This is a genomic window from Lacinutrix mariniflava (genome assembly GCF_001418015.1).
Taxonomy (GTDB): Bacteria; Bacteroidota; Bacteroidia; order Flavobacteriales; family Flavobacteriaceae; genus Lacinutrix; species Lacinutrix mariniflava.
In genome coordinates this window covers 33,697-55,388 of the sequence record NZ_LIQG01000020.1, presented here as the reverse complement: position 1 = coordinate 55,388, position 21,692 = coordinate 33,697, and the positions used below count along the sequence as shown (strand labels likewise).

Below are 21,692 nucleotides of genomic sequence, written 5' to 3'. Positions count from 1 at the left end.
GCGTTTTGGTACAGGCGGATTTTCCGAAGGAAAATCAGAAGTAACAAAAGAGCAACAGCCTTTAATTAAGCACTAATCTAGCAATTTTTTATATACGTTGTTAGCAAATGCAGCTCTAATTAGTAGCGAACTTAATTAAAAGAAATTTCCAACGTTAAATAAGAGCAGATAGATTTACGCACCAGATAATCTGTTTATTATTTAGTTAATTAAAATCTTTGTGACTTCAGTTTTACTTTTAGTTCCGATTTATCTAAGCAAATTTTGTTAATTATAAGTTAGGGAATTAGGTAAGCCCAAACCAAAACAATAGCAGAGAAAATAGAGGATTGACACTGTTTTTGCTAACGTTTATGTATAAGAATAGTTGCGGGTTTGTATGCGAGGATTTTCCGAAGGAAAATCAGACGTTACAAACACGCAACGACCTTTTGATTAAGCACTAAACCGCAATTATTTTTATACGGTGTTAGGCACAGTATTTTAATATTTATCCTTTTCCGATATTTTCAAATTCGTTAAGGAAATTAGATAATTACAAGCGTTATAAAAACCCCCTTTACTTGGCGTCCAAACACTAACAACTCTGTAGTCCGTTTGATTAACACCTTCCATAATCCATTCAGAACCATCTGTTCCAAATGAACTCCGCCCTAATTCCATTTCCCAAAAATCCGCTTTTCCGATGAATTGAGTAAATTCAGTCCATTCTTTTTTTGTCAATATTTTTAGTCGTTCAATTTCAATTTCTCCAGGTTCATAACCACCAGCACCATTTAATACTTTCCAATACAGAATATATCTGTCATTCCATTTTTCGAACCTAAATGTCATTGGTTTGTTAAATGTTCGTAGCCAAGTAAATCTGTAAACCTGTTTGTTTATTTTTCGGTTAAACAAAAGTGGCTCTTTCATAGCAAAAAGATGTTCAGAATACCATTCCGTTGGTAAACTACTTCGAAAATCTAAATCTATTATTTTGCTTGAATCTTTCTTTTTAGCTGAATTGTTTTTTTCGGGTTCAATTAACTCTGTTGGAAAGTAGGATTGTTTTAAATCAGTCGGAACATTTAGACTATCAACTTTGATTGTTGAATCCACAAAATTTTCAATTGATTGACTAAATCCGATTTGAGTCAGAAATAATGTCAAAATTCCAATTGATAATATTTGTCGCAAAGTTTTGTTCATATTGTGCCTAACGTGTTTGTATATGGTTTGTTGCGTGGTTAAGTACGTAATTTAGCAAATAAAAACCGAATAGAAAATCCGCGAGGGTTTTCGTAAGCAGGCTAGAACTAGCAATAAATTATATACGGTGTTAGCAAATCGTTTTTATTCTAATAATTCTACATAAACGTTGTTAGTTGAAAGTTTTGTGTCCAACGCAAAATAGTTTCTATTCAGAAGTAATTTTTCAGAAGTTGAATCTATTTTAATAAAACGTAAGTCCATTACAAAACCTTCAAATCCATAGTTTTCAAAATTTTTATAGTCAAATTCAAACGTGCTTTTTTCTGATTTAATTTCTTTAACAATTACAGAATCGTTTTCTTTTTGTAGAAAAACTAATGTTATTTCTCTTGAGCTAATTTTTGATTTAGGAATACTATCAGCAGGCGAGTAAATACTGATTTTCCCTTTAAGAATTGAGTCTTTTTTATTTCCAGTAATATTGAAATCAAAAAATTTACTTTTAGAACTATCTATCACTCCTTTTTTGTAAAAAAGCCAAGTATTCCAAAAGGTATCTAGCTTTTTAGAAACATATGCTTCGTTTTCTCCAACTAATTCGCCATTGTCATAATAAGGAATATTAATTCTTTGGTAACGTTTAGAAGTGTCAATTTCTGTTTTATTCAGAATGACTTTTTCAGTTTTTAAGTCCGTTGACTTTTTACATGAGATTAGGCAAAAAAATAATGGTATGTATATGATTTTGAGGTTGTTCATTAAATGTTTGCTAACGTGTTTGTATATGGTTTGTTGCGTGGTTAAGTACGTAATTTAGCAAATAAAAACCGAATAGAAAATCCGCGAGGGTTTTCGTAAGCAGGCTAGAACCAGCAATAAATTATATACGGTGTTACCACACGTTTTTAATTTTCGACTTTTTCTAATTCAGAAATATTTTCTTCTTTTAATGAATATGATTTAATAATCATTACAGTTATAATAGCTAAAGGTATTCCGATTATTGACAAAATCATATCTCCAACTGTACTATTTAAAAAGTTTTCTATTGTCTCTGCTTTAAAAGTTCTTTTCATAACATATTTACCAATATAATTAGATACAATCCATAAAGTCCACCAAAGTCCAATTATCATTGTGCTATTGTCTGTGTATTCAGAAGTTTTAGATTTTATTAATTGAGTAGTTTTAGTCCACATTTCTTTCATTATTTGATATGGACGATATAATGATATTATTGGTACAAACCAACTTCCGGATGCCCAACCATCAGAATGATTACAATTTGTTCTAATATTTAAGTTATAATATGCCCTTCTAAACCATTGAATAAAAGTTACCGCAGAAATTATAAAAACTACTAAATATAAAATTCCTATGATTTGTTCCCTGGAATCATTTGAGTTTAACATTTGTTCAGTTACTTCTTCGTTGTTTTGCAGTGACTTAAGTAAATTATATTGTAAGTAAGATGAAAATATTGATATAATGTCAAGAGCCATAACTATCCAAATAAATAATTGAGCGAGTTTTGCTCTCTTTAAATTAGGTCTAATTGCATTAATTTTATTCTTTGTTCCTAAAATGACATTATTATCAAGGTTAAAGTCTGTACAAGTATTCACGAAGTTCATACTTTTCCCTTTTATATTACAAATGTTTTCTTTTTCATTTACTCCTTTCTTTCGATTTAAACATTGTTTGCAATTTTCGAATTGTTCTTCTGTCATTTTTGAGTTTGGGGTTTAATGTGTGGTAACGTGTTTCTTTAGTTTGTAATAAATATCTTTAGATAGAAAAAGAGGAGAACTATAACGTGTTTTAGAATAACGCTCCCTTACACGTACGAGTCCTCTCTTTCTATATAGTTGCCAAGAACCATTTGGAATACCAGGAGTGAAGATCTCCCGATAAAGGAAGTAGTTAACGCAACAAATTTATTCACTCTAATTGTAAAAATATGAAAAATTACAAAGAAGTCGTAGGAATCGATGTATCAAAAAAAACAATAGATGCCTTTTGTTATCAAGCCGAAGTACACAAGGAGTTTATTAATGATGTAGTAGGCTACAAAAGTCTTTTAAAATGGGTTTCGAAGTACAGTAAAGATAGTGATGTTTTTTATTGTTTTGAGAATACAGGCTATTACTCCTTAAAATTAGCTCTTTATTTAGCTAGTGAATCTATAGTTTTTGTAGAAGAAAGTCCGTTAAAAATAAAACGTTCGTCCGGAATTGTAAAAGAAAAGACAGACAAGTTGGATGCGGCTTTAATAGCACGTTATGCTTGGCTCTATAGAGAAGAGTTGGCGCCAAGTACTGTAAAAAGCATGTCTCATTTAGAGCTTGGGCGCTTGTTAGCATTGCGCGATCAATTGGTTAGAAATAATGCAGGACTTAAAGGTACTTTAAAAGAAATGAAAGTGCTTTTATCTAGTCCAACTACAGACTCTGGATGCATAAGCTTAAAACGTAGTATAGACTATTTATCTAAGCAAGTAAAAGCGGTAGAGGATAGAATAAAAGAAATTATTTCTGAAGATGATTCTATGCAAAAGAATTATGAATTACTATCGAGCTTAAAAGGAGTAGGATTAGTGGTTGCGAGTCAATTAATTTACCACACAGGAAACTTTACACGCTTTGCTAGTTGGCGTGCATTTTCGAGTTATTGTGGCACAGCACCATTCGAGCATCGCTCTGGAACTAGTATCTATAAGCGAAAACAGTGTCATTATTTAGGAGATAGAAAAATGAAAAGTTTATTAAGTATGGCTAGTGTTTCTGCAATCCAACATGATAGTGAACTAAGACAATATTACAAACGAAAAGTAGCAGAAGGAAAGGATAAAATGTTAGCGATAAACAATGTTAGAAACAAATTAATTGCAAGAGCTTTTGCAGTTGTAAAAAGAGGAACACCTTATGTGGTTCTTCAACAACATGTAGCTTAAAAAAAAACAGAATATTTATTAGGAATTGATCTTGGAATACGTATATGCTTTGTTGCGTGATTAAGCAACTAAGTTAGTAAATAATTACCGACCAAGAAAGTCCGTGAGGACTTTCGTAAGTAAGCAAGAAGCCAGCAATAAATTATATACGGTGTTATGTGCTGGCTTTATTTTTCTTTCAGATTTTCTTTTCCTTTAAATACATTACTTATTTCAAAATAATACACTTTCGTTTCTCTGTTTTCATCTACGACTTCCATTCGGTCACAAATTCCGCCATCGATACTTTGAGTTTTTAATTCAACTCCGAGCATATTTAAGATAAAATATTCCTCAGATATTTGAATTACAGACCAACCATTTTCACAAGATTTTCCGTCTCCATTATTCACAATCGATGTCAGAAGTCCAAATTGAATTGTTTTATATTTTTCCGCATTTATTGAATCTCCAACTATTTTATAAGTCTGTCTCAATATTTTATGTGCTGTCATACTCGTATAGTCAATACTCAACATTTTTTTCGTGGTAGAGATAATACTGTCGTATTTCGATTCAGACATTTGTCGATACATTTGTTTTTTCAAATCTCTAAATTCCGAACTTTTTTCAGACGCAATTTTGAATTGTTTACTTTCAATAAAACTTTCTCTAAATGATTTATAGTCAATATCAGTTTTTCCGTTTTCAAGGATTTGCACCGTTTTACTAAAACTATCATCAAATTCAGGAACTTTTATTTCCGTTTCCGATTGTCCAATTGCAATGGTAAAATTGAAAAGAAATATTAAGGTTGTAAAACAATGTTTAATCATAGTTCGGATTTTTTTTTCAGCTTGCACATAACGTTGTTGTATAAGATTAGTTGCGTGTTTTAAGCACTAAAGTTAGTAAATAAATCACAAATAGAAAGTCCGCGAGGACTTTCGTAAATATGCAAAAACCAGCAATTAATTTTATACGGTGTTAGCTTTTAGTGCTTATGATTTATTCTTGTTTTTCAGTTCCGCAATTTATCTTTTTTCGAGTTTGAGTTAATTCCTCCGTTTCGACTAATATAATTTTTAAAATCAATAATAAACCCTAATTAAACACGTTTAAAGAAAACTAGATTATCAAAATTAAGATAACTATTTAAAAAACAATCAACTATTTGTGTTTATGAAAATATTATTTAAAAGCTTATTAATAATCATTATTTTATCTACTAACTTTTTAAGTGCTCAAAAAATAAATAGTAAAAAAGGATACGATAAAGAAATAGGAGTTATGGTCTATATGCTAGAAAGCTTAAAGAGCGACATTATTTCAACTACAAAAGGCCTTAACCAATTTGAAACAGATTTCCAATTTGATGAACAAGCAAATTCAATAGGAGCTATTATATTACATTTAGCATCTGTAGAAGCATCATATCAGAAATCGTCATTTGGAGAAGATATATTTAATGAATATGAACAAGAAGAAAAAGAACTACTCGAAATAGGCATTAACCTTGATGAATCTAAAAAAATACTTAAAGAAAAACCAATAAAGTGTTATTTAGATATTTACAAAAAAGTAAGAAAGAACACATTAAAAGAATTCAAGAAGAGAAATGATGATTGGTGGACAAAAAGTAATCATTGGGCTTGGTTTCACGTAATGGAACATCAAGCACATCATTTGGGGCAAATTAAATTAATTACAGCAAGATTTCCAAAATAGCTTAATGAAGTCCTTATGTGTAAATTTACTTATTCGGATTTTTTTTATAAATAAAATGCTATATATTATTTCGGGATAGTTAAATAAAAATAGTACCTTATAGAATATTAGCCTTTTCTTTTTTAAATTCAGATTACATAAACTTGCTCCTGCATTAAAGCTAACGTGATTGTGTATGATTGGTTGCGTGGTTTAAGCAACTAATTTAGCAAATAAATCACAGATAGAATATTCCGCAGGAATGTTCGTAAGTAGACTTAAAACAAGCAATTAATTATACACGGTGTTGTAAAACGTTTTTTATTCAATTCCGATTATCAAAGGTATTTTCGATTTAACCTCTTTCTCGTTCACACAAGCTGGATACCATTCTGTCATTTCAATTAGAAGTTTAGTTATTTTATCTTTCAATTCAGAGCCAACTTTGGTTTGATATTGAACAGAGTTTTCTTCGATTTTACCAAGTTCGTTAATCACAACCCAAGTTCTTAATTTGGTTGGGAAATTATTACTCAACCCCTTTAGTTTTTTTACCAATAATTTGGTGTCAGATTTTAAACTCGGTCTTTTATCGGGATGTAGATAAACTCCATTTTCATTAGTGATTTCGTAAAATATTTTATTCTGTTCCAATGTCCATTTATAATCAGCTGAATTTTTGTCAACTTCTTTGAAAGTTTTGAATTTTCCTTTAAATTCTTTTGTGTTTATTAATTTTCCAATAGAATCTATTTTATTGATTTGCAAAATATATTGTCCTCGAAGTTCTTTTATGTTTTTAAAAGGATCTTGATTTAGTTTCAAAGAAATCTTATCCACAATATATTTGGGTTCATTTAATCCAACAACATCTGTCCGATAATTATAAGTTACACTTTTGATGTTCAGATTTTTGTTCAGTCGAATAGAAATGTCGTGACCTGTATATCCCGAACTATAACTGTTAGAAATTTCAATTTCAGAGTCGGTTGGGAAACTAATTTTTAGACTTTCAATGTGCTTTATTTCGTTTGCAATGTCATCGAATCGATTGAACTCATCTTTAATTTCATATTTGGAAATATTCTTGTCAATAGTAACTTTACTTTGTCCGAAAGCAAAATTTGTGATTAAAATCAATATGATAATTTGAATTCTCAATGTTCGTCTAAATGTTTTACAACGTATACGTATATGGAAAGTAGCGTTTAAATAATGACTTGTCTTTCCGGCTTGTATATATTTTATAAAGAAACAAAAAATATTGATTAAACAACCAATTAGCTATTTTATATATACGTTGTTATGTTTAGTAATTTGGATATTCCGTTGGGAATCTCCAAGATTACGTAGTAAGCACTGACGCTACATAGATACTTCATGATCGATGTGCATGGTTTTAAAATTATGCACTATATGAAGCCTGATATGGTTCGTGATTTTAGAAGCAAATAGCGCTTTGTATTAGTAAATATATGTTGTTATCAACTTTTAATAGTTTCTGATACTTGACTTTGTCCGAAAATTTCACTACCTTATACAAGCTTTATGCGAATCAAAATTCGTATTTGAGAGTAGAACTCTCATCCGATTTAAATCGAAAGCTTGGGTTGGTACAATTATTCCTCAAAATCCAGTATTCCAATTCAAGTTTATTGCAAACTCTGTAATTTACAATGGGCTAATTGCAATGAACAAGGGAAGTTCCAGAAGTCTGGGATTATTAAACATAACGTGTTTGTATATGGTTTGTTGCGTGGTTAAGAACGTAATTTAGCAAATAAAAACCGAATAGAAAATCCGCGAGGGTTTTCGTAAGCAGGCTAGAACTAGCAATAAATTATATACGGTGTTGGCATTTCGTTTATATTTTTAATTCAACTATTTTCCTTAGTTTAAATGAATTAGAGTTTATATGTAATTTTGATTTTTCTTTTATTTCTGCATTATTTCCAAGAGCAATTATTCTAGAAAAAATTTTAAAACTTGATTTATCTAAAGATTCAGGCAAAAATTCTATATCTAAACCTTTAGGGATTGAATTTGAGGCATATAAATATGTTGCATTAAAATCAGTATTATATTGTTCAAGATTGTTTGGTTTTATAATTACTAAATCAATATCATTAGGTAATTTAATATCTAAGTCTGTAAAACTACCTCCAATTAGTACAGTCATATAATCCAAATTCGATTGTTTTTTTTTATCTGAAATAAAATCGATTAATATATTTAATAATTCTGTTCTTTTATTCGTGATCATATATTTATTCTTAAAGTCTCCTAGTTCCATATAAACAGGTTCGTTTAAAAAGGGTTTATTTAAATTAGTTGGAAAATTATAAATCATATCCAACCAACACAAACATCTGTATTCTATTCCTAGTAAATTATTTTTAGTATGTAAATATTCATAAAATATCTTAAGTAATTTGATATTTGGATTTAAAATAATATTTTGAAAATGATTTTGAATTTCATTTTCTAGTGAATTTAAATTGATAGAATTTAGTTTGTAATTTTTAATTCTGTCCCATTTTTCTTTTTCCATTTTAATTGTTTAGCAAAATGAATGATAATGTGTTTGTATATGATTTCGTTTTTATCCCATTTTATAATATATATCTCCTGTTTGAGAGGCGTGTCGTCTTTTGATTAAAATCATATCATTCAATCTGACTCTGCCTTCCAATACTTGCATTAAATCCATTCCGTCCATTAGAATCATTGATTTAAGAACAGGACTTCCTGTTTCGGTACATTCTGAAGAATATGGTCCTAAAGAGATAAATAATCCTAAAGTATTCTTTAGTTTCCCTTGAATTTTTCCTCCAAATGTATATAAGTCAGCAGCGATAATTGATTTTTCTTGCCATTTGGCTTCCAAAAGGTAATCGGCATTATCAAAAGTGAATGCTCCGTCTATTTGTTCTCCTGTAACTTTGAACGCAGATTTTGGGTCTAAATCAAAGAAAATAAATAACTTATTCAAAAATTTCTCAAATTGAAAACCCTTCTGTTGAGGATTGGAATTGGACGCAATTTGATAAAATTCCATTTTCAATTCATCTAGTTTTTGCTGATATGCAATACTATCCTTTAATTTCTCTTTAGTTGTTTCTCGTCTATTTTCTGCTTTTTTTAATTCCTCAATTGTGTCAAAGTAGCCTTTTGTTTGTTTTCTCAATTTAGCAACAGCAGATTCTGCTTTTTTGATTAATCCTTTGTTTTCTTTTTCCCAATATTCTAGATGAGAAAAGTCATTTATGTTTCCAACTTCTTGTACCAACTTTAATAAGTCAGTTTGGTATAAATCTTGACGTTTGACCATTCTATCAATTAATTGAGAAACACTTTCATATTTAATATTTTCAGTCCAATCAATAGTTGATACAATCGCAGTGTTTTCGATAGTTAATTCGATAAATTGTCTCAAGTCTTTTTTTCGATAATATATTGTGACTAAAGCATCTTTTAACGCTAAAATCGAAGTTGCAGATATTTTCTTATTTAAGCTCAATGTGTGTTTTTTTAAAATGAATGCCAACGTTAAATGTATGGATAGTGCGTTTTTGCTTGCTGGGATTTTCCGTAGGAAAATCAGAAGCTAGCAAAAGAAGCACTTCCTTTAGTTTCAGGACTAATTTAAGCATTATTTATACATACTGTTAGCGTTCGTTACAAATTAAAGTTTTTTATACATCCGCAATTATTCGTGCAGAATATAAATCCGCCGCAACAGTTGCGTAATGCTTGGTAAATCGGTTTAGTAATATTTGATAGGAGTGAGGTTTGTCCGACGCAACAGTTGCGTTTTGGGTGGATCGGATAATTGTTTTTGAGTTTTTTTATCCACGAAATCTTAGCAATTTATAACGCTTTGTATTTTTTTTGAGCCGAGTAAGAAATGAACGCTAACTCCTGGCGGCTATGAGTTGTTTTTTGAAATTTGAATATACGAAGTATTTTTAAATTTCAAAAAATGACTTATAGCCTAACGTTCTTGTTTAGTGCGCAGCGAAGCGAAGCAATCAACAAGAACGTTAGGCGTAGCCGCCAGGAGTTCTGGTTAATGCAGAGCGCAGCGGCGCATTAACCAGAACGTTTAGTATAAGAGCAGTGGCGGATTAAAATGCACTTACTTTCGGCAAACAATATACTTAATTAAACGCAAAAACGATTCGAGTTTGCACCTGAACCGCTATTGCTTTTATACATTGTTGTATGCCGTTTTTTATATTCTCATAACTATTCTGTTGTCTTAAATTTCGGTACAAAATAATTCAAGCAATAAAGCATAACTACATAAGTAAAAATTAGTGTAGGCATATTAGTGTTAAAGCCTAAATCAAATTCAGGAATACCTAAAAGGTCTCTAAAAGAGTGAGTTGCAATTAGTGTCATAAAAATAATTCCATAAGCGAAAACAGAAATAATAGCAGCTCTATTTTTATTGGTTCGCACAATTCCTTTTTTTGATTCTTCTTTAAAGAAATACCAAAGTGCCACAACGCTAAATATAGCTTCTATTAAAATGGCTAAATATGGGCTAGAAGCGTACAAACCAATACCAGCGCCCATTGTACCTGCTCCAAACAGGTGATGCATATGACCAGAAAAGAAATCTAATACAAAGTGGCCTAATACTAAAGCCATACTTACTAATCCTATTTGCGTGCTTTTAAATAATAATTTTCCAATTACAAATGCAATAGCTACCCAGAATAATAGAGGTGCTAAATCATGGCTATATAACATATCAACTGCCATATTACTTAAAGTGGCATCAAAAGCATCACTTGGGTCAGTAACTTCAAGTCCTAAATAATGAAAAGTAAACCATAAAATATCCTGTAATTGTGATATGATTAAAAAATAAAGTAAAGTTCCTTTTGGGAACTTTTGTTTTGCTATTAATGCGGTAGTAAAATGGCCTGCTAACATAATTTCTGTATTTTTGCTTTCAATTTGAAAGTAAAAGTAATAATTACTTTCGAATTGATAGTAATAATCTGTAAAAAAATGGAAAAAGATTTTCGCTCTGGCTGTCCAATCTCATCTGCATTAGATGTTATAGGTGATAAATGGTCTTTGTTAATTATTCGAGATATGTTAATTAAACATAAAAAGACTTTCAAAGAAATATCTGATTCGGACGAAAGGATAGCTCCAAGTATTTTGTCTGCACGATTAAAATTATTGGAATCCTATAAATTAATATCCAAAACAAAAATACCTGAAAATAAAAAAGAGAATATTTATTTGTTAACAGAAAAAGGAATTCGTTTAACTCCAATAATCATTGAATTCAGTTTGTGGGGCGATACTAATATGCGAGAATTTAATGAAATAGACGATATAGAAGGTTTGAATTCAGATAAGTCTTTTGTTATTCAATCGGTTCAAGATAGTTATAATTCTATGTTGCTTAATTTCCGATAATGTTGCTCTCAAATGGCATACAACGTGTTTGTATATGGAAAGTTGCGTGTTTGCGTTCGAGGATTTTCCGAAGGAAAATCAGACGTAGTAAACGTGCAACGACCTTTTTTTAAGCCTAACACCAGCAATTTTTTATATACGGTGTTGCCATTTCGTTGATTTTTTAAAGTTCAAATTACCTTACTAAATTTAGTTTTAAAGTTTTCCACTTTCAGCTTTTAAGTAAAATCAGTCACTGCTTTATTCCACAATATTTTTAATTCCGATTATATTAAAAATTGTACAACTTGCTAAAATTCTAATATAATTCGGGTTGTAGCTTTCAATTCTGAAAACAAAATTAAAATTACGATTAGTATTTTATATTGACTATAGATTAAGCAACTATTTTTTTTTCAGATATTAAATCTTGAAAAATTACTCAATTTTATTTTTTTTATTTATGTCGGGTAACATTTCATCATGTTTTGTAACAATAGAGTATATATTAACTTAATTTTTTATTATGATCAAAAAAACAAAAATTTATTTTCCAGTAATTATTTGCTTATTTATTTTTTTATTCTTTAATAGCTGTACAGAATCTTCGTTTATTGAGCCAGATCCAAATGTTAGTTTGGATTCATGGATTGTGGAAAACAAATCTAAGGTTATGCAATTTGATAGAGAAACTATCGGAGCTTATCCCAGAAAATATCAACAAGCAATTTTAAAAGAGTTATCACCTTTACGTAAAAATGAAATATGGAGAGATAAAGTTCTCCATATATTGTCACTTGAGTTGACTAATGAAGAGGAAGATTTTTTAAAATGGTATTCAGTTGAGTTTGATAAAATAAATTATGACTTTGTTACTAATGAAGAATTAGAAAAGTCTTTATATGAAAAAACTATTGCTGGAATGAAAAAATTTGGTTGGGATAAAAGTTTTGTTCATCAACTGTTTTTTACAATTGAAAGTGTAAATGATGATTTTATACAAAATAGGAATCAATTAAATAATATTAGCAAATTAGCCCAAGTTGATCCCGGCTTAGCTTGCGAATGTAAATATGATTTAGCTTGTCCTTCTTGGGATTGTGATACGTCTAAAGGAGCATGCGATAAAGGGAACGCTAATGATGATTGTGGTTTTTTCGGTAATTCTGACTGTGGAGGAATTTGTTCATAATCAAATATTTAAGCTACTGTATTTAATTTTGCAGTGGCTTATTTTTTATAAATGAAAAAACTAAAACTTAATCACTAATTTATAAATGAAAAAAGTTTAACTAATTGCACTAACAACAAAAAATAAACATTGATAATTCTTATTATCATTTTGACAATATATTTTAAGTGATATTATAATTTGTGTTTATATCCATTTCTTTAAGATATTAAATCTAATAAATACCTTTATACAGTGTAATTAATTTGTAGTTTGTGAGGCAAAGTTGACGTTTTTTTTCGTCCAGAGTGCGTTGCGTAATGAATGGCAACGTGTTTGTATATGATTAGTGGCGTGTTTAAGCACCTAATTTAGCAAATAAAAACCGAATAGAAAATCTGCAAAGATTTTCGTAAGCAAGCTAGAACCAGCCATTAATTATATACGGTGTTACCAAACGTTTTTATTTTTCAGGTTTATAATTCAGAGTGTTTCCTCTCGGAATATAACTCAAACTTAATAATTCATTACTGTATTCAAGTATAGAATATTCTAAAGTATCAGAATCATTTGTTATAGTTAGATATTCAAAAGGTTTATGTTCAGTGCCTAATTCCTTTTTGTATTCTTTTCGTATTTTGAAATCGTAAAGATCGGAAGAGTCAGTTTCCATTCCTTTGTAAAACATAATCCATTTTCCGTTTTTAATTTCAATTCCAGCAAGTGAATCAATTGTATTTATCCAACGTCCATTTTTTAATTCCGTAAGTTTTGTAATCGGTTTTCGCTCAAGTTCAATTTTTATTTTTTTTGCGCCTTCATTTACTCCTTTTGCAAAGTCAAACATTTCAATTCCAAAATAGGAAATTCCGATAATTACAATTCCAATTATTGTTATTAAAACTCCTTTTTTCATTGGTTTGGTCAAATGTTTGGTAACGTTTATGTATAAGGATAGTTGCGGGTTTGTATGCGAGGAATTTCCGAAGGAAATTCAGGCGTTACAAACACGCAACGACCTTTGATTAAGCACTAAACCGCAATTATTTTTATACGGTGTTGCCATTTCGTTGTTTTTTCAGTATGTTATTATTTAGCTAAATTCCGTTTTCCAATTTTTAGCGTTTGAGTAAATTTAGTCAGCATTTTATTTCGCAAATTTTTTCAATTTCGATTGAGTGTGTAATTTCGCGATTTTCTAAATTTCGTACACAGTTCGATTTATGGTTTTCAATTCAGTTTCTGATTTCTTAAACGAGCTAAAAATCCGTTGCCAAAAATTAGTCTTTCAACTTTTCAGGCATAAAAAATGATATTATAGCTATAATTAATCCAATTACTATTGAAGCATATGCTTTATAATTAACATCAATATTTAAGTTTTCGAAATCCAAATCTGTAATTCCGAAAGTCATAAGAAGAATTCCTGCAAGTTTAATAAGTCCGATTTTTTTCATTTAAGTCTGTTAGTTTTAAGTTAGTATTTTGAATTCGTGGTTGCGCTCCGCAATGAATGGCAACGTGTTTGTATATGGAAAGTTGCGTGTTTGCGTTCGAGGATTTTCCGAAGGAAAATCAGACGTAGTAAACGTGCAACGACCTTTTTTTAAGCCTAACACCAGCAATTTTTTATATACGGTGTTGCCATTTCGTTGATTTTTTAAAGTTCAAATTACCTTACTAAATTTAGTTTTAAAGTTTTCCACTTTCAGCTTTTAAGTAAAATCAGTCACTGCTTTATTCCACAATATTTTTAATTCCGATTATATTAAAAATTGTACAACTTGCTAAAATTCTAATATAATTCGGGTTGTAGCTTTCAATTCTGAAAACAAAATTAAAATTACGATTAGTATTTTATATTGACTATAGATTAAGCAACTATTTTTTTTTCAGATATTAAATCTTGAAAAATTACTCAATTTTATTTTTTTTATTTATGTCGGGTAACATTTCATCATGTTTTGTAACAATAGAGTATATATTAACTTAATTTTTTATTATGATCAAAAAAACAAAAATTTATTTTCCAGTAATTATTTGCTTATTTATTTTTTTATTCTTTAATAGCTGTACAGAATCTTCGTTTATTGAGCCAGATCCAAATGTTAGTTTGGATTCATGGATTGTGGAAAACAAATCTAAGGTTATGCAATTTGATAGAGAAACTATCGGAGCTTATCCCAGAAAATATCAACAAGCAATTTTAAAAGAGTTATCACCTTTACGTAAAAATGAAATATGGAGAGATAAAGTTCTCCATATATTGTCACTTGAGTTGACTAATGAAGAGGAAGATTTTTTAAAATGGTATTCAGTTGAGTTTGATAAAATAAATTATGACTTTGTTACTAATGAAGAATTAGAAAAGTCTTTATATGAAAAAACTATTGCTGGAATGAAAAAATTTGGTTGGGATAAAAGTTTTGTTCATCAACTGTTTTTTACAATTGAAAGTGTAAATGATGATTTTATACAAAATAGGAATCAATTAAATAATATTAGCAAATTAGCCCAAGTTGATCCCGGCTTAGCTTGCGAATGTAAATATGATTTAGCTTGTCCTTCTTGGGATTGTGATACGTCTAAAGGAGCATGCGATAAAGGGAACGCTAATGATGATTGTGGTTTTTTCGGTAATTCTGACTGTGGAGGAATTTGTTCATAATCAAATATTTAAGCTACTGTATTTAATTTTGCAGTGGCTTATTTTTTATAAATGAAAAAACTAAAACTTAATCACTAATTTATAAATGAAAAAAGTTTAACTAATTGCACTAACAACAAAAAATAAACATTGATAATTCTTATTATCATTTTGACAATATATTTTAAGTGATATTATAATTTGTGTTTATATCCATTTCTTTAAGATATTAAATCTAATAAATACCTTTATACAGTGTAATTAATTTGTAGTTTGTGAGGCAAAGTTGACGTTTTTTTTCGTCCAGAGTGCGTTGCGTAATGAATGGCAACGTGTTTCTTTAGTTTGTAATAAATATCTTTAGATAGAAAAAGAGGAGAACTATAACGTGTTTTAGAATAACGCTCCCTTACACGTACGAGTCCTCTCTTTCTATATAGTTGCCAAGAACCATTTGGAATACCAGGAGTGAAGATCTCCCGATAAAGGAAGTAGTTAACGCAACAAATTTATTCACTCTAATTGTAAAAATATGAAAAATTACAAAGAAGTCGTAGGAATCGATGTATCAAAAAAAACAATAGATGCCTTTTGTTATCAAGCCGAAGTACACAAGGAGTTTATTAATGATGTAGTAGGCTACAAAAGTCTTTTAAAATGGGTTTCGAAGTACAGTAAAGATAGTGATGTTTTTTATTGTTTTGAGAATACAGGCTATTACTCCTTAAAATTAGCTCTTTATTTAGCTAGTGAATCTATAGTTTTTGTAGAAGAAAGTCCGTTAAAAATAAAACGTTCGTCCGGAATTGTAAAAGAAAAGACAGACAAGTTGGATGCGGCTTTAATAGCACGTTATGCTTGGCTCTATAGAGAAGAGTTGGCGCCAAGTACTGTAAAAAGCATGTCTCATTTAGAGCTTGGGCGCTTGTTAGCATTGCGCGATCAATTGGTTAGAAATAATGCAGGACTTAAAGGTACTTTAAAAGAAATGAAAGTGCTTTTATCTAGTCCAACTACAGACTCTGGATGCATAAGCTTAAAACGTAGTATAGACTATTTATCTAAGCAAGTAAAAGCGGTAGAGGATAGAATAAAAGAAATTATTTCTGAAGATGATTCTATGCAAAAGAATTATGAATTACTATCGAGCTTAAAAGGAGTAGGATTAGTGGTTGCGAGTCAATTAATTTACCACACAGGAAACTTTACACGCTTTGCTAGTTGGCGTGCATTTTCGAGTTATTGTGGCACAGCACCATTCGAGCATCGCTCTGGAACTAGTATCTATAAGCGAAAACAGTGTCATTATTTAGGAGATAGAAAAATGAAAAGTTTATTAAGTATGGCTAGTGTTTCTGCAATCCAACATGATAGTGAACTAAGACAATATTACAAACGAAAAGTAGCAGAAGGAAAGGATAAAATGTTAGCGATAAACAATGTTAGAAACAAATTAATTGCAAGAGCTTTTGCAGTTGTAAAAAGAGGAACACCTTATGTGGTTCTTCAACAACATGTAGCTTAAAAAAAAACAGAATATTTATTAGGAATTGATCTTGGAATACGTATATGATTAGTGGCGTGTTTCAGCACCTAATTTAGCAAATAAAAACCGAATAGAAAATCTACATAGATTTTCGTAAGCAAGCTAAAACCAGCCATTAATTATATACGGTGTTGTGTGTAGTGCTTTGTTCATTCAAATTTCGAGTTCAAAATACTATTCTCAATTAATTTTCCTTTTTCCTTTTTATTATTTAAAACAATTATTTCCAATTTTTTTATTCCGAACATTCTGCTATAAACTTTTAATTCATAGTTTTCTCCAGAATCATTTAGAGTTTTAAAGTCAAAGGTTTTAAATTCTAATCCACTTATTATTTCTTTCCCTACGTTTTGTTCAAATTTTGTGTTCGGTCTTTCTTTTGCGAAGGCATTTACAACAATTTCATTCGCTTGCTCAAATTCTTTCTCAAAATTTTGTTCAGAATTCAGTTCTGATATTTGGGCTTGCAAAGAGTTATATTTTCCGTTATTGTAGTGAAACAAGTTTTTAAAATCTATGTTCACTTCGTTTTCAGGATAAGCTGATTCAATCAATTTTGTTCCTTTTTCTTGAGATTTTTTTCTAATGTTTAAGGGAACTTCGGTAAAGTCTTTTGGGATTTCCAAAGTCCAATTAAATTCTTGAATAAAGATTTCTTTTCCAGATTCAGCACAACCAAAAGTTAGAAATAAAAGTAATATATAAATAATGTTTTTCATCAATTGTTAATTCGTGTTTGAGCCGGTTTTTGCATTACACACAACGTTTATGTATAAGAATAGTTGCGGGTTTGTATGCGAGGATTTTCCGAAGGAAAATCAGACGTTACAAACACGCAACGACCTTTGATTAAGCACTAAAAACCGCAATTATTTTTATACGGTGTTGTACACAGGCTTACTGCGCAATATATTCAAACGTTATTTTCGGATTTAAGGTACTCGATTCCGATTCCATTTTTAAAATCCGCAATTTTTTATTGTATCTAATCGTAATTGTATCAAAATTTCTCCACTCAAAGTTAACATCAGAATTTTTAATATTAGGCAAAGTAGCAGAAAAAATCAATTCAGGGTTAATCAGTTCGTCAGAGTATAATTTCGCATTACAATCCGAAGATTTAATTAGAATAGATTTATTCGTTGTTGCGTTTCCACTTACTTCATACATCGTTATTTTCCGCAATCCTGAATCATCACATTCCAGTTTTAATTCCGTTTCTGTTGGCGCATTAAATATGTCAAAATTTGCCATTAAAATCAGATATCCGATTATCGCAATTACACCTAAAATTAATATTCCAAAAACTATCTTTTTAATCAATTACGAATTTTTTTAGCTTGTGTACAACGTGTTTGTATATGGTTTGTTGCGTGTTTAAGCACTAAATTTAGCAAATAAAAACCGAATAGAAAATCCGCGAGGGTTTTCGTAAGTAGGCTAGAACTAGCAATAAATTATATACGGTGTTGTACAACGTTTTTTAATTCCGTTTCTATTGTTTTTCCAAGTTTTATAAGTTTAATAGAATCTTCCTCATTAAATTCTTTTTCGAATTTTAAAAAGATTGTATTGTCTTTAAATTCCAAACTAAATCCATTGACTTTAATCAATTCATCTGTTAAATTTCGTGTTATTATGTTTTCTAATTTTGTTTGGCTTAATGACGATTCCAAAATGTATTTTTTGTTGAACTCTTTTCTATCATCAAGTTTTTTGTCAAATCTGAGGATTAGATTTGCAATTTTTTCTTTCAGATAAGCAGGTCTAATTATTAGTTCAGGAAGATTTGATTCGGTTTTTAAAATCAAACCATTATGTTTGCTTTCAGTATCTATTTCAACCATTGACTCTCCGCCAGTTCCCATTATTTCAGTTTTATATGAATTGCGAATAGATAGTAAATAAATATCAAAATCAAATTCCGTTAATTTCCAAGTGTAGATGTTTTTTAAAAACTTACCTTTTGGAATAATTGAATATTTACTTAAATCAAATCGAATTCCTTTTGCAACTTCCATTGGGAATTTCTTTTTCAGTAAGTACAGTATTTTTCTATTACTTTTCTCGATTTCGGAAGTCATTTCTCAAATGTTGTACAACGTTTATGTATAAGAATAGTTGCGGGTTTGTATGCGAGGATTTTCCGAAGGAAAATCAGACGTTACAAACACGCAACGACCTTTGATTAAGCACTAAAAACCGCAATTATTTTTATACGGTGTTGTACACAGGCTTACTGCGCAATATATTCAAACGTTATTTTCGGATTTAAGGTACTCGATTCCGATTCCATTTTTAAAATCCGCAATTTTTTATTGTATCTAATCGTAATTGTATCAAAATTTCTCCACTCAAAGTTAACATCAGAATTTTTAATATTAGGCAAAGTAGCAGAAAAAATCAATTCAGGGTTAATCAGTTCGTCAGAGTATAATTTCGCATTACAATCCGAAGATTTAATTAGAATAGATTTATTCGTTGTTGCGTTTCCACTTACTTCATACATCGTTATTTTCCGCAATCCTGAATCATCACATTCCAGTTTTAATTCCGTTTCTGTTGGCGCATTAAATATGTCAAAATTTGCCATTAAAATCAGATATCCGATTATCGCAATTACACCTAAAATTAATATTCCAAAAACTATCTTTTTAATCAATTACGAATTTTTTTAGCTTGTGTACAACGTTTTTGTATAAGATTAGTGGCGTGGTTAAACCACTAATTTAGTAAACAAATACTTGCCAGAGAAAATTCCGCAGGAATTTTCCAAGTAAGAAAATAACTAGCCATTAATTTTATACGGTGTTGTAAGCAGTATTTTATCAGAAGTTAATTTCATCTCTTTTACAATACCAATTTGGGTCGCAACCTGATGTTACGCATCCGCCAGATTTATATTCTTTTTCTTTTTTCTCTTCTCCTTTTTTTGTTATTTCTGCTATAAGTCCATAGGAAATCGGAATAACTTTGTCTTCTTTTTTACAAATTGGACAAGTTTTGTTTTCTTCTGATTGGTCATATTTACAAGACAATGAATATGGAATTTTTAATTCAACCGTGTCATTTGGTTTTAAAAATCCGATTATTATTCTATTCCGCAAGTATGAGTGAGGTTCAGTTCTAATTCGGATTGAGTCGGATTCGAGATTATAGAATGAAAAGTTCAGATTTTTGTCAACAGTTGTAGTTTTTTCGATTCCGTTAATCTCAAGGATTACTTTAGTATTTCCAGCAATCAATTCTGATTCTTCTGGAATTTCGGCAATTATTTTTCCGTTAATTACTCCGTTTTGAGCAACACAGAATGAAATTCCGATGAATGTAATTATTATGCTGAATGTTTTTCTCATATTGCTTACAACGTGTTTCTTTAGTTTGTAATAAATATCTTTAGATAGAAAAAGAGGAGAACTATAACGTGTTTTAGAATAACGCTCCCTTACACGTACGAGTCCTCTCTTTCTATATAGTTGCCAAGAACCATTTGGAATACCAGGAGTGAAGATCTCCCGATAAAGGAAGTAGTTAACGCAACAAATTTATTCACTCTAATTGTAAAAATATGAAAAATTACAAAGAAGTCGTAGGAATCGATGTATCAAAAAAAACAATAGATGCCTTTTGTTATCAAGCCGAAGTACACAAGGAGTTTATTAATGATGTAGTAGGCTACAAAAGTCTTTTAAAATGGGTTTCGAAGTACAGTAAAGATAGTGATGTTTTTTATTGTTTTGAGAATACAGGCTATTACTCCTTAAAATTAGCTCTTTATTTAGCTAGTGAATCTATAGTTTTTGTAGAAGAAAGTCCGTTAAAAATAAAACGTTCGTCCGGAATTGTAAAAGAAAAGACAGACAAGTTGGATGCGGCTTTAATAGCACGTTATGCTTGGCTCTATAGAGAAGAGTTGGCGCCAAGTACTGTAAAAAGCATGTCTCATTTAGAGCTTGGGCGCTTGTTAGCATTGCGCGATCAATTGGTTAGAAATAATGCAGGACTTAAAGGTACTTTAAAAGAAATGAAAGTGCTTTTATCTAGTCCAACTACAGACTCTGGATGCATAAGCTTAAAACGTAGTATAGACTATTTATCTAAGCAAGTAAAAGCGGTAGAGGATAGAATAAAAGAAATTATTTCTGAAGATGATTCTATGCAAAAGAATTATGAATTACTATCGAGCTTAAAAGGAGTAGGATTAGTGGTTGCGAGTCAATTAATTTACCACACAGGAAACTTTACACGCTTTGCTAGTTGGCGTGCATTTTCGAGTTATTGTGGCACAGCACCATTCGAGCATCGCTCTGGAACTAGTATCTATAAGCGAAAACAGTGTCATTATTTAGGAGATAGAAAAATGAAAAGTTTATTAAGTATGGCTAGTGTTTCTGCAATCCAACATGATAGTGAACTAAGACAATATTACAAACGAAAAGTAGCAGAAGGAAAGGATAAAATGTTAGCGATAAACAATGTTAGAAACAAATTAATTGCAAGAGCTTTTGCAGTTGTAAAAAGAGGAACACCTTATGTGGTTCTTCAACAACATGTAGCTTAAAAAAAAACAGAATATTTATTAGGAATTGATCTTGGAATACGTATATGGAAAGTTGCGTTTTGGTACAGGCGGATTTTCCGAAGGAAAATCAGAAGTAACAAAAGAGCAACAGCCTTTAATTAAGCACTAATCTAGCAATTTTTTATATACGTTGTTAGCAAATGCAGCTCTAATTAGTAGCGAACTTAATTAAAAGAAATTTCCAACGTTAAATAAGAGCAGATAGATTTACGCACCAGATAATCTGTTTATTATTTAGTTAATTAAAATCTTTGTGACTTCAGTTTTACTTTTAGTTCCGATTTATCTAAGCAAATTTTGTTAATTATAAGTTAGGGAATTAGGTAAGCCCAAACCAAAACAATAGCAGAGAAAATAGAGGATTGACACTGTTTTTGCTAACGTTGTTGTATATGGTTTGTTGCGTGTTTCAAGCAACTAATTTAGTAAATAATTACCGACCAAGAAAGTCCGAGAGGACTTTCGTAAGTAGGCAAGAAGCTAGCAATAAAT

22 protein-coding genes are annotated in these 21,692 nt (G+C 30.2%); 7 read left to right on the top strand and 15 right to left on the bottom strand.

Annotated elements, in window-relative coordinates:
* Positions 1–483: 483 nt before the first annotated feature.
* The 3 genes from ASC44_RS03535 to ASC44_RS03525 form a co-directional block, all read right to left on the bottom strand.
* Positions 484–1,191 (bottom strand): hypothetical protein, encoded by a 708-nt coding sequence (locus ASC44_RS03535; protein WP_152973258.1) that lies wholly within the window; start codon positions 1,189–1,191, stop codon positions 484–486.
* Positions 1,192–1,335: 144 nt separating this feature from the next.
* Positions 1,336–1,953 (bottom strand): hypothetical protein, encoded by a 618-nt coding sequence (locus ASC44_RS03530; RefSeq protein WP_055446224.1) that lies wholly within the window; start codon positions 1,951–1,953, stop codon positions 1,336–1,338.
* 146 nt (positions 1,954–2,099) lie between these two features.
* Complete coding sequence (locus ASC44_RS03525; RefSeq protein ID WP_055446244.1) at positions 2,100–2,924, bottom strand: DUF4328 domain-containing protein; 825 nt, start codon at positions 2,922–2,924, stop codon at positions 2,100–2,102.
* A gap of 230 nt (positions 2,925–3,154) precedes the next feature.
* On the opposite strand from ASC44_RS03525, the gene ASC44_RS03520 reads away from it, so the two are divergent.
* On the top strand, positions 3,155–4,147 hold the full coding sequence (locus ASC44_RS03520) for an IS110 family RNA-guided transposase (protein WP_055446231.1): 993 nt from the start codon (positions 3,155–3,157) through the stop codon (positions 4,145–4,147).
* Positions 4,148–4,314: 167 nt separating this feature from the next.
* On the opposite strand, the gene ASC44_RS03515 is transcribed toward ASC44_RS03520, so the two are convergent.
* On the bottom strand, positions 4,315–4,962 hold the full coding sequence (locus ASC44_RS03515) for a DUF4919 domain-containing protein (protein ID WP_152973257.1): 648 nt from the start codon (positions 4,960–4,962) through the stop codon (positions 4,315–4,317).
* A 346-nt stretch (positions 4,963–5,308) separates the two neighbouring features.
* On the opposite strand from ASC44_RS03515, the gene ASC44_RS03510 reads away from it, so the two are divergent.
* A complete protein-coding gene (locus ASC44_RS03510) occupies positions 5,309–5,854 on the top strand; it encodes a mycothiol transferase (RefSeq protein WP_055446242.1) in 546 nt (181 codons plus the stop codon).
* A gap of 300 nt (positions 5,855–6,154) precedes the next feature.
* Here the strand turns inward: ASC44_RS03510 and ASC44_RS03505 are convergent, their stop codons facing one another.
* The 4 genes from ASC44_RS03505 to ASC44_RS03490 form a co-directional block, all read right to left on the bottom strand.
* Positions 6,155–6,994: a hypothetical protein gene (locus ASC44_RS03505; RefSeq protein WP_055446241.1), complete on the bottom strand. Its 840-nt coding sequence runs from the start codon at positions 6,992–6,994 to the stop codon at positions 6,155–6,157.
* 703 nt (positions 6,995–7,697) lie between these two features.
* Positions 7,698–8,384: a DUF6932 family protein gene (locus ASC44_RS03500; protein WP_055446240.1), complete on the bottom strand. Its 687-nt coding sequence runs from the start codon at positions 8,382–8,384 to the stop codon at positions 7,698–7,700.
* A 51-nt stretch (positions 8,385–8,435) separates the two neighbouring features.
* A complete protein-coding gene (locus ASC44_RS03495) occupies positions 8,436–9,380 on the bottom strand; it encodes a hypothetical protein (RefSeq protein ID WP_161804998.1) in 945 nt (314 codons plus the stop codon).
* 701 nt (positions 9,381–10,081) lie between these two features.
* Positions 10,082–10,777 (bottom strand): hypothetical protein, encoded by a 696-nt coding sequence (locus ASC44_RS03490; RefSeq protein ID WP_055446238.1) that lies wholly within the window; start codon positions 10,775–10,777, stop codon positions 10,082–10,084.
* 78 nt (positions 10,778–10,855) lie between these two features.
* Between ASC44_RS03490 and ASC44_RS03485 the strand changes: the two genes are divergently transcribed.
* Together ASC44_RS03485 and ASC44_RS03480 are read left to right on the top strand one after the other, a co-directional pair.
* On the top strand, positions 10,856–11,275 hold the full coding sequence (locus ASC44_RS03485; protein WP_055446237.1) for a winged helix-turn-helix transcriptional regulator: 420 nt from the start codon (positions 10,856–10,858) through the stop codon (positions 11,273–11,275).
* Between the two features lie 505 nt (positions 11,276–11,780).
* Positions 11,781–12,446 (top strand): bacteriocin fulvocin C-related protein, encoded by a 666-nt coding sequence (locus ASC44_RS03480; protein WP_055446236.1) that lies wholly within the window; start codon positions 11,781–11,783, stop codon positions 12,444–12,446.
* A gap of 442 nt (positions 12,447–12,888) precedes the next feature.
* Here ASC44_RS03480 and ASC44_RS03475 read toward each other — a convergent pair whose 3' ends face one another.
* Both ASC44_RS03475 and ASC44_RS18015 read right to left on the bottom strand, forming a co-directional pair.
* Positions 12,889–13,341, bottom strand: coding sequence for a hypothetical protein (locus ASC44_RS03475; RefSeq protein ID WP_055446223.1), 453 nt, complete (start codon positions 13,339–13,341; stop codon positions 12,889–12,891).
* Positions 13,342–13,705: 364 nt separating this feature from the next.
* Positions 13,706–13,882 carry a hypothetical protein gene (locus ASC44_RS18015; protein ID WP_161804997.1) on the bottom strand — a complete coding sequence of 59 codons (177 nt, stop codon included), beginning with the start codon at positions 13,880–13,882 and terminating at the stop codon, positions 13,706–13,708.
* A 545-nt stretch (positions 13,883–14,427) separates the two neighbouring features.
* On the opposite strand from ASC44_RS18015, the gene ASC44_RS03470 reads away from it, so the two are divergent.
* Both ASC44_RS03470 and ASC44_RS03465 read left to right on the top strand, forming a co-directional pair.
* Positions 14,428–15,093, top strand: a complete 666-nt coding sequence (locus tag ASC44_RS03470; RefSeq protein ID WP_055446236.1) for a bacteriocin fulvocin C-related protein — start codon at positions 14,428–14,430, stop codon at positions 15,091–15,093.
* Between the two features lie 511 nt (positions 15,094–15,604).
* Positions 15,605–16,597, top strand: coding sequence for an IS110 family RNA-guided transposase (locus tag ASC44_RS03465; protein WP_055446231.1), 993 nt, complete (start codon positions 15,605–15,607; stop codon positions 16,595–16,597).
* 170 nt (positions 16,598–16,767) lie between these two features.
* Here ASC44_RS03465 and ASC44_RS03460 read toward each other — a convergent pair whose 3' ends face one another.
* From ASC44_RS03460 to ASC44_RS03440, 5 genes are all read right to left on the bottom strand, one after another.
* Positions 16,768–17,337, bottom strand: a complete 570-nt coding sequence (locus tag ASC44_RS03460; RefSeq protein WP_055446235.1) for a hypothetical protein — start codon at positions 17,335–17,337, stop codon at positions 16,768–16,770.
* Positions 17,338–17,515: 178 nt separating this feature from the next.
* A complete protein-coding gene (locus ASC44_RS03455) occupies positions 17,516–17,941 on the bottom strand; it encodes a hypothetical protein (protein WP_055446233.1) in 426 nt (141 codons plus the stop codon).
* A 134-nt stretch (positions 17,942–18,075) separates the two neighbouring features.
* Entirely contained in the window at positions 18,076–18,702 is a 627-nt protein-coding gene (locus ASC44_RS03450; RefSeq protein WP_055446234.1) for a hypothetical protein, read from the bottom strand.
* Positions 18,703–18,854: 152 nt separating this feature from the next.
* Positions 18,855–19,280 (bottom strand): hypothetical protein, encoded by a 426-nt coding sequence (locus ASC44_RS03445; protein ID WP_055446233.1) that lies wholly within the window; start codon positions 19,278–19,280, stop codon positions 18,855–18,857.
* A 166-nt stretch (positions 19,281–19,446) separates the two neighbouring features.
* Positions 19,447–19,974: a hypothetical protein gene (locus ASC44_RS03440; RefSeq protein WP_055446232.1), complete on the bottom strand. Its 528-nt coding sequence runs from the start codon at positions 19,972–19,974 to the stop codon at positions 19,447–19,449.
* Positions 19,975–20,186: 212 nt separating this feature from the next.
* Between ASC44_RS03440 and ASC44_RS03435 the strand changes: the two genes are divergently transcribed.
* Positions 20,187–21,179: an IS110 family RNA-guided transposase gene (locus ASC44_RS03435; protein WP_055446231.1), complete on the top strand. Its 993-nt coding sequence runs from the start codon at positions 20,187–20,189 to the stop codon at positions 21,177–21,179.
* Positions 21,180–21,692 lie beyond the last annotated feature (513 nt).